The sequence below is a fragment of the Holdemania sp. genome (assembly GCF_986127675.1).
Genome location: NZ_CFQZWI010000120.1, coordinates 1 through 7469, shown reverse-complemented (window position 1 = coordinate 7469; position 7469 = coordinate 1). Strand labels below are relative to the sequence as shown.

At 52.2% G+C, this 7469-nt stretch carries 7 protein-coding genes; all 7 read right to left on the bottom strand.

Annotated features, from left to right (window positions below):
• Positions 1 to 920, bottom strand: a 920-nt coding sequence (aroF, locus tag AC5OW4_RS13420; RefSeq protein WP_493677082.1) for a 3-deoxy-7-phosphoheptulonate synthase, incomplete at its 3' end; no start/stop codon positions are given.
• 338 nt (positions 921 to 1258) lie between these two features.
• Complete coding sequence (locus tag AC5OW4_RS13415) at positions 1259 to 2005, bottom strand: 4Fe-4S binding protein (protein ID WP_195548186.1); 747 nt, start codon at positions 2003 to 2005, stop codon at positions 1259 to 1261.
• Between the two features lie 79 nt (positions 2006 to 2084).
• Positions 2085 to 2792: a hypothetical protein gene (locus AC5OW4_RS13410; protein WP_072686089.1), complete on the bottom strand. Its 708-nt coding sequence runs from the start codon at positions 2790 to 2792 to the stop codon at positions 2085 to 2087.
• A gap of 236 nt (positions 2793 to 3028) precedes the next feature.
• Positions 3029 to 3292 carry a helix-turn-helix domain-containing protein gene (locus AC5OW4_RS13405; RefSeq protein WP_072686087.1) on the bottom strand — a complete coding sequence of 88 codons (264 nt, stop codon included), beginning with the start codon at positions 3290 to 3292 and terminating at the stop codon, positions 3029 to 3031.
• A 152-nt stretch (positions 3293 to 3444) separates the two neighbouring features.
• Positions 3445 to 5400 (bottom strand): alpha/beta hydrolase family protein, encoded by a 1956-nt coding sequence (locus AC5OW4_RS13400; RefSeq protein WP_493677081.1) that lies wholly within the window; start codon positions 5398 to 5400, stop codon positions 3445 to 3447.
• Between the two features lie 98 nt (positions 5401 to 5498).
• On the bottom strand, positions 5499 to 6071 hold the full coding sequence (locus AC5OW4_RS13395) for an HD-GYP domain-containing protein (RefSeq protein ID WP_072686083.1): 573 nt from the start codon (positions 6069 to 6071) through the stop codon (positions 5499 to 5501).
• A 452-nt stretch (positions 6072 to 6523) separates the two neighbouring features.
• A partial coding sequence (locus AC5OW4_RS13390) for a MalY/PatB family protein (protein ID WP_493677080.1) occupies positions 6524 to 7469 on the bottom strand: 946 nt, incomplete at its 5' end.

The window sequence follows — 7469 nt, the reverse complement described above, 5'->3', positions numbered from 1 at the left end:
GCACATTCCGGACAGGCATGGACTTCGATGATCAGACCGTCCGCTCCGGCCGCAATCGCCGCCAGGGACATCGCTTCCACCAGCTTCCAATCCCCGGTCGCATGCGACGGGTCGATGATAATCGGCAGATGCGTGCGTTCCTTGATGATCGGCACGACGCTCAAATCCAGCGTGTTGCGCGTGTATTTCTCAAACGTCCGGATGCCGCGTTCGCACAGGATCACGTTCTTGTTGCCCCCGGCCATGATGTACTCCGCCGCCATGATCCATTCCTCGATCGTATTCGCCAGCCCGCGCTTCAACAGCACCGGCTTGTCAATCTTGCCCAGCGCTTTCAACAGATCGAAGTTCTGCATGTTGCGCGCTCCGACCTGAATCAGATCGACATGCTCGACAAATTCGTCGATCTTATCCGCGCTCATCAATTCGCTGACGATCGGCAGACCGGTCTTTTCCCGCGCCTTGACCATCGCAAGAATCCCTTCGGTGCCCATCCCCTGAAAAGCGTAAGGTGAGGTTCTCGGCTTGTACGCGCCGCCTCGTAACATCACGCCGCCGGCGTCTTTGACCTGTTGGGCGATGTCGCAGATCATTGCCTCGCCCTCGACCGAACAGGGGCCGCCGATCACGGCGATCTTTTCCTGACCGCCGACCTTGACGCCGCTGACGTCGATCACGGAATCTTCCGGATGGAACAGCCGGTTGGCTTTTTTATAAGGAGCCTGAACGCGGGTTACCTCCTTGACGCAGGTGAAGCTTTTCAGCCAGTCGACGTCCAGCGCGGTTGTATCGCCGACCAATCCCAGAACGATATAGTTGGCGCCTTCGCTGAAATTGAGTTCCAGCCCCTTTTTCTCCAGCTGATTCATCAGCCGCTGCAGTTCATTGCGGTCACAATCTTTTTTTACGGTTAAAATCATACGTTTTCTCCTCTTTTCCGTTAAAAAATAAAAAACATCAAATCCGCTTTGATGTTTTCTTGAACCAATATAACGCGAAAATTCCAAGGAATCTTGGGTTACATTGGTCTATCAATAATAATAATAAGAGTGGTTCAATTTGATTTTTAACATGGAATATCACTCCCTGCTTCTTAGTTTACATGACTTTCAAATTGAAAGCAATACTTTCATTTATTTTTTGCAAGAATTTTACATTTTCAGGTTTCCCTTTCTTCCATCTCCAGGAAACCGGTAAGCGGATGTTCCGCCTCTTCAGCGTATTTCCACCGTTCTACATCCTCCATTTAAAAGCGTGCTTACAGGAACCACTCCGGCTGACGGCGTTGTTTCATCTTCTGCCGGAAAACAAGCTGCGCTGGGTAATAGAGCGCCGGCGGAAACTGACGTGCACCGGCAGGACAGACATGGATGCAGGCTGTACAGGACACGCAGCGCGCCTTATCCGTGATGTGCGGTTGGGCCGGGTCAATGGCCTGAACCGGACAGACCACAGCGCAACGACCGCAGCGAAGACAACGAGAATTCGTCTGGGGCTTCAGCGGCAGCGCCGTAATTTTCCGGTAAGGGCGCTGACCGGGAATCGAGGAAATCATCGGGTGCGCGGCATCCAGCCCCTTTTCAAGCAAAGCTCGGGCAAAGTGGGCAATTCCAGCGAAATCAGCGGCATCCGGACGGCCATTTGCGACCGTCGGAAAAATCGAATGCTGTGCGACGACCGCAGCGGCGCCGACCACGGTGAACCCGGCGGCACTCAGAGCATCGCTCAGTTCCAATAGCGCGTCCTCATACGCTCGGTTGCCGTAAACGACGATCGCAACCGCAGGCGTGTTTCGTCCCTGAATCTGATTCATCCAGGCTTGGAAAAACGCCGGCAGCCTTCCGCTGAATACCGGAAATGCCGCAATCAGGCAATCCTGCGGCCCCAGACTGACGCCCTCGTTCAGATTCAGATCTTTCCGCGGCAGTCTTAACCCGGCGCACAGCTGATCAACGACCCTTGCCGTAGTTTGAGAAGCGCTGAATTTCATCGTGACTAAACGCATCGAACTTCCTCCTTTATCCGCAGCCGGATTTATAAAAAAGACGGAGATGGATTTCCCCGTCGATGGATTGTCGTTATGGTTAGCGATATTCTTTCACTTTTCCCTGATGATTCACAAAAATCAACGAAATGCCCAGGCGGCTTTTCATATAATCGCTCAACTGTTTCCATTCCTGCTTGGAGGAAATCTTAGACTCCATCAGGATCGAATATTTGGCGATCGCCGGATCCATCCTTTTGATCAGCGAGTACATTTTCGAATTAAACGTCTGCTTTTTGCCGCGCTTTTCATAATCCACCTCGATCAGCCATTTTCCTTCCGGAGTATCGACGAGGTACGCGTCTTCCAATTCTTTATAAGTCAGCTTTTTCTTATCCAGCCAGTTCTGCAGGGACAGGGTCATATAGGCCTTGTTAAACTTTGCTTCCAGCTTGCCCGTCTTCGGGTTACGCTTGAGACCTGGAGTTTTCTTCAATGTGGATCCGGCTTTGCGGCCGCGTTTTTTCGGAATATACGCGCTTTCGCGGCTGTCCAGATCATTCAGGTAATAACGAATCTTCATCTTGGTGCTGACGTTCTTCTTGCCGGTCGGCGCAACGATCATTTCGTCGCCGCTGAGCATGCACTGGCGCATCGCGCTGCAGCAGGTAATCAGCGTCGCATTGCCTTCATTCAGCTTGCCCATTAGTTCTTTCGCCGAGCATTCCAAATAAGAATCGCCGGTCTGAGCCGCCTCGGTTTTCAGGTTCTCAATCAGCGATTTGTAATCTGTGATTTTAGCTCCCATTCCATTACTCCTTTAATTATAATTAACGCCAGATAAATTATATCAGCAACCCCTGAGAATGAAAATAACAAATTACGGTAATTGTTTTGTTTTTACAGCGAGAAAAGACTAAAAAAGTGACAGCCGTCACTTTTTCAGCCTGTCAGATCAGATTAAAAAGTCGTTTTTCAAACCTCGTATTCTTTTTCTGGAAGTTTCGATCGTTTTTTAATCCTTTAAGCTTGCGGAAATAAATACTATTTCATCATTTGACAAGTTTTATTCCGTTCATCTTCATCAAATCGGATAAAAAATTCATGTAAAGACAGGTCCAGAGCGCTCGCCAGAGCGAAACAATCCTGCAGCGTCGCTTCCTCCTCCTTCCGTTTCAGCCGGCCCATCCAGCCGGGTGATTGCCGGGCTTTGCGGCACAGCTCGTCTTCGTCCATGCCGGTCTGACGCATGACCTCCTTGAGCAGCTTGATCGTCCAATCCTTTTCCACCGTGTTTTTTTCGTGCATGTTTAATCCCTACCTTTCTTTGGAATTCATATCTCCATTATTAATATTGCGGAAAATTCCAAAATGCCTGCCAAAAAGGTTAAAAAAGTTCAAAATTTTTATTTCTGACGCGAAAAAGCCGCACAGTTTGACGTGTGCGGCCGGTGTGCTGCTTATTTCAGATGGCTGTCCATCCAGTTGAGCGTTTCAGAATAGGAGCGTTCGCGGTGCGACGGCTTGCCGAAATGATTCAGTCCATGATGATCGCCGTCAAAGCAGACGACACGGGTCTCCACACCCTTGTCCATCAGTGCCGTGATCATCTGCAGGCCGTCGGAAAGATGGCAGCGGAAATCCGCCAGCGGCTGGATAAACAGCGTCGGCGTCACCGCGTTGCACGCGTATTTCAGCGGCGAGCGGTCCCAATACGTCTGCGTTTTCTCAAAGATCGAGCCGCCCATCTGATCCGGAACGAATTCCATACTGATGTCGGACACGCCGTACATCGAAACCCAGTTGACAACCGAGCACTGGCTGGAGGCCGCCTTAAACCGGCCGGTATGGCCGATGATCCAGTTGGTCATGTAGCCGCCATAGGAAATGCCGGTGACGCCCATCCGCTGCGGGTCGATTTGCGGATAGCGCTTGAGCACTTCGTCAGTGAAGTTCATGATGTCTTCATAATCGACGGTGCCGTGTTTTTCCCGGATTTCCGCAAACTTGTTGCCGCGGCCGTCAGAGCCGATCGGATTGCAGAAGAAGACGAAGTAACCGGCGGAAGCCCAGGTCTGCATATCGACCCCAAACGTGCCGTGATAGGCGCCCTTCGGCCCGCCATGGATCGTCAGAATCGCCGGATAGGTCTTTTCCGGATCAAAGTCGGCCGGCTTCATGACCCAGCCGTCGACGTCCCAATCGTGACTGGCAATCGTCAGCGGTTCGCATTTGCTGACCTGTCTGGTCTGTAAGAATGAACGGTTGAAGTCGCTGAGGCAGCAGGCTTTCTGCGTTTTCAGATCAATCGTCCAGACCTCGTCAAAATCGGTTCCCTGCTTGCCGGCGATGACAGCCTGATCGCCAAAGATATCGAAGCTGCCGATATCGCCGCTCCAGTCGGACATCTTTTTCAACTCATTGTCCGCGCCGAAGCAGAACAGATTATTTGAAATCCGGTCGCTGCCGTTGATCCACAGCGCGCCTTCATTGGGTTTGGCAAGATAGTAGGACAGATCCGCTTCCGCCAACAGCGCCAGCGTTCCTGATGCCGGATCGAGTTCGTAGAAATTCGGATGCTCGTTTTGTCCCCAGGTTTCGCCCTTGGCAGCGCAGAACAGCACCCTTGTGCCGTCGGTCGCAACGTTCTGACTGCGGTTGCCGAAGCCTTCGTTGACGTAGACCTGCCGGTTTTCACCGGTATCCAGATCGTAACACCAGACGTCCTTCTGCAGCTTGGTGCGCAATGTGTACGCGCAGCCGGAATAATAGATCTTCCGGCCCACGACAGCGCTGGCTTCGACCTGAAACAGGGGTTCGCTGCATGGGGTCAGCTCGGCTTTTTTCTCGTCGTAAACAAATAAGCGCGTGCGCATTTTGCTCGTAAAGCCCGGCGTGCCGTTGGACCAGAACGGAGTTTCATCCAATACGTGAAACTCGGCGTTCTTTTTCTTATCCTCGGCAACCTGCTTGCGCTCCTCGGCATTCATCTTATAATAATCCGGCACGTTCGCATCGCAGCGGGCCGTGACCAGATACAGGCCATCCTTCAGCTTTTCCAGCCTTCCCGCCTGTATCGGCAGCGTAAACGCCTTAATCGCCTCGCCGCCCTCCAGGCTCAGGCGGTAAACGCCGGTCAATTCCTCGCCGGCCTCGGCGCGTTTTTGATCCGCCGGATCGCGCAGCGATAAAAACATCAATGTTTTCGCATCGTCCCACAGATAGCTGCTTTCCTTGCCGAAGCTGGTCAGCTGGCGGAATTCCCCATCCTCTGGGCGCGCCCAGATCGTGAAATCATACCCGTCCTGCTCGTTGCAGGCTTTGACGACGACGGCAATGTGCCGGCCGTCGGGGGAGAAAGTTACGTTGCTCAGCTCGCGAAGTTTTCTAAAGTCGTTCAGTTCAAATTTTTCCATTCGATATTCTCCTTCTGATCCTCAGTTTACAATGGGATGAAAGCGATGTCAAACTGAATCAGCCGACTTTCATTTTTATTCATTTACTTTTCAAAAGATCAGCGCAGAAGCCGATGCAGCGACAAAAAGGAATCGGTCAGCTCCGGATCAAATTGCGTTCCCCGGCCCTCTTCAATCCGGCGCAGAACCTCCCGCTGCGGCAGCGGGTCATGATAGCGGCGGCGGCAGATCATCGCGTCATACGCGTCGGCCAGCGCCAGCACGCGGGCTTCCTCACAGATCTCAGAAGCTTTTAATCCATAAGGATATCCGCCGCCGTCCCAACGTTCATGATGCTGCAGGATGATCGGCGTCAGATCGTTCAGCAGCGTTACGCTGATCAGACGCGCGCCTTCAGCGGGATGTTTTTGCATCTGCCGCCATTCCCCCTGGTCTAAACGGTCTGGTTTTAACAGCACGGCGTCGGGCGTTGCCAGCTTGCCCAAGTCGTGCAGCAGCGCTCCTTCTTTCAGCTTGCGGCAGCGATCCTCGGACCACGCCAGTTCCTGCGCCATTTCGTAAGCCAGCCGGCTGACGCGCAGACTGTGGCGGCAAGTCTCCAAATCCCGCAAACGCAGCGCCGACAAATACGCTTCCATGGCAGCCTGCCGCGGCGTCAGTTTATTTTTCATGTGTGATCCCGCCCTTCTTTTTAAGCAGTATGGGCGAAAAACACGCTATTTAAACAAGCGCAGATAAACCGAACCAACACATTTTTGACAGGGGCTGAAAAACTCTCCCTTTCCGCCAAGCACGATGGAAACAGACGCAAAAAAAGATATGCCCTCAGAGAAAGGGAGGAGACTCTGACTGCATATCCTTTGGATGACAATTCCATTTTATCATAACGCTTTTGCTTTTCGAGGCAATGTTTTTCCTGATTGAAAAGGAAAAAAGTGCGTGGAAACCTTCGGATCGCAAATCCACCGCAGCGCCTGCCTTTTTCGCCATCACCAGCTCAGCCCCTGCTTTGGCATCGCGCCGCACAGTGCTCTTTATTGTTTATTCCATACAGTGTCCGCAGACAAACTTTATATGAAAGAAACAAAAAAAAGCGGCGTTCACCGCTTTCGTTGTAAGGTTGTTATTTCTGATGCGCCAGCACCATTTTTTCCAACTTTTCCAAACCCGTCTGCAGCTGGGCGCGCGGACTGGCCAGGTTCAGCCGCTCAAAGCCCAGATAGTCTTCGCCGAAGAATTTGCCTTCGGACAGATAGACATGCCCTTCCTCGATGCAGGTCTGGTTCAGCTTGTCCCACGCAATGCCGCAATTCCGCATGTCGAGCCAGAAGAAATACGTTCCTTCCGGTTTGCGCGTCTTGATCATCGGCAGCCGTGTGCGGAAGAAGTCATCAGCGTAATCCCGGTTGGCCTTGATGTATTCCAGCAGCTGATCCATCCAGTCTTCGGAATACTGATACGCCGCTTTCATCGCTTCCAGTGCGAAGATGTTGATACTCGCGATGCCGACGTTGACCGCCTCGGCCTTAAACGCTTTGAACAGCTCCGGATTTTTGATGATCACGCCGGAAATTTTCAAGCCGGCCAGATTGAACGACTTCGTGCAGGAGACACAGGCGATCGTGTTCTGACGGGTGTAGTCGTTGATATTGATGATCGGCGTAAATTGACCGTCAAAGATGAAATCGGCATGGATTTCATCGGCGATGATCTTCAGCTGGTGCTTCTCGCAGAACGCGGCGATCTGTTCCAGTTCCCTCTTCGTATAAACGCGGCCGGTCGGATTCTGCGGATTGCACAGAATGAAAATCTTCGTCTGCTCGTCAATTTTCTTCTCCATGTCCTCAAAGTCCAGCGTATAATACCCATCCTCTTCGTGCATCGGACACAGCGTCGGCACGCGGCGGTTGGACAGCGTCTTGTCGACAAACGGCTCATAAGCCGGGGTTGGAATCAGAATCTTATCGCCTTCCTGGCTGAACAGCCGGATCGCGGCGGACACCGAGTACATGACGCCGGTCGACATCATCATCATTTCCGGATCCGCACCATATTGATAGCGGCGGTTG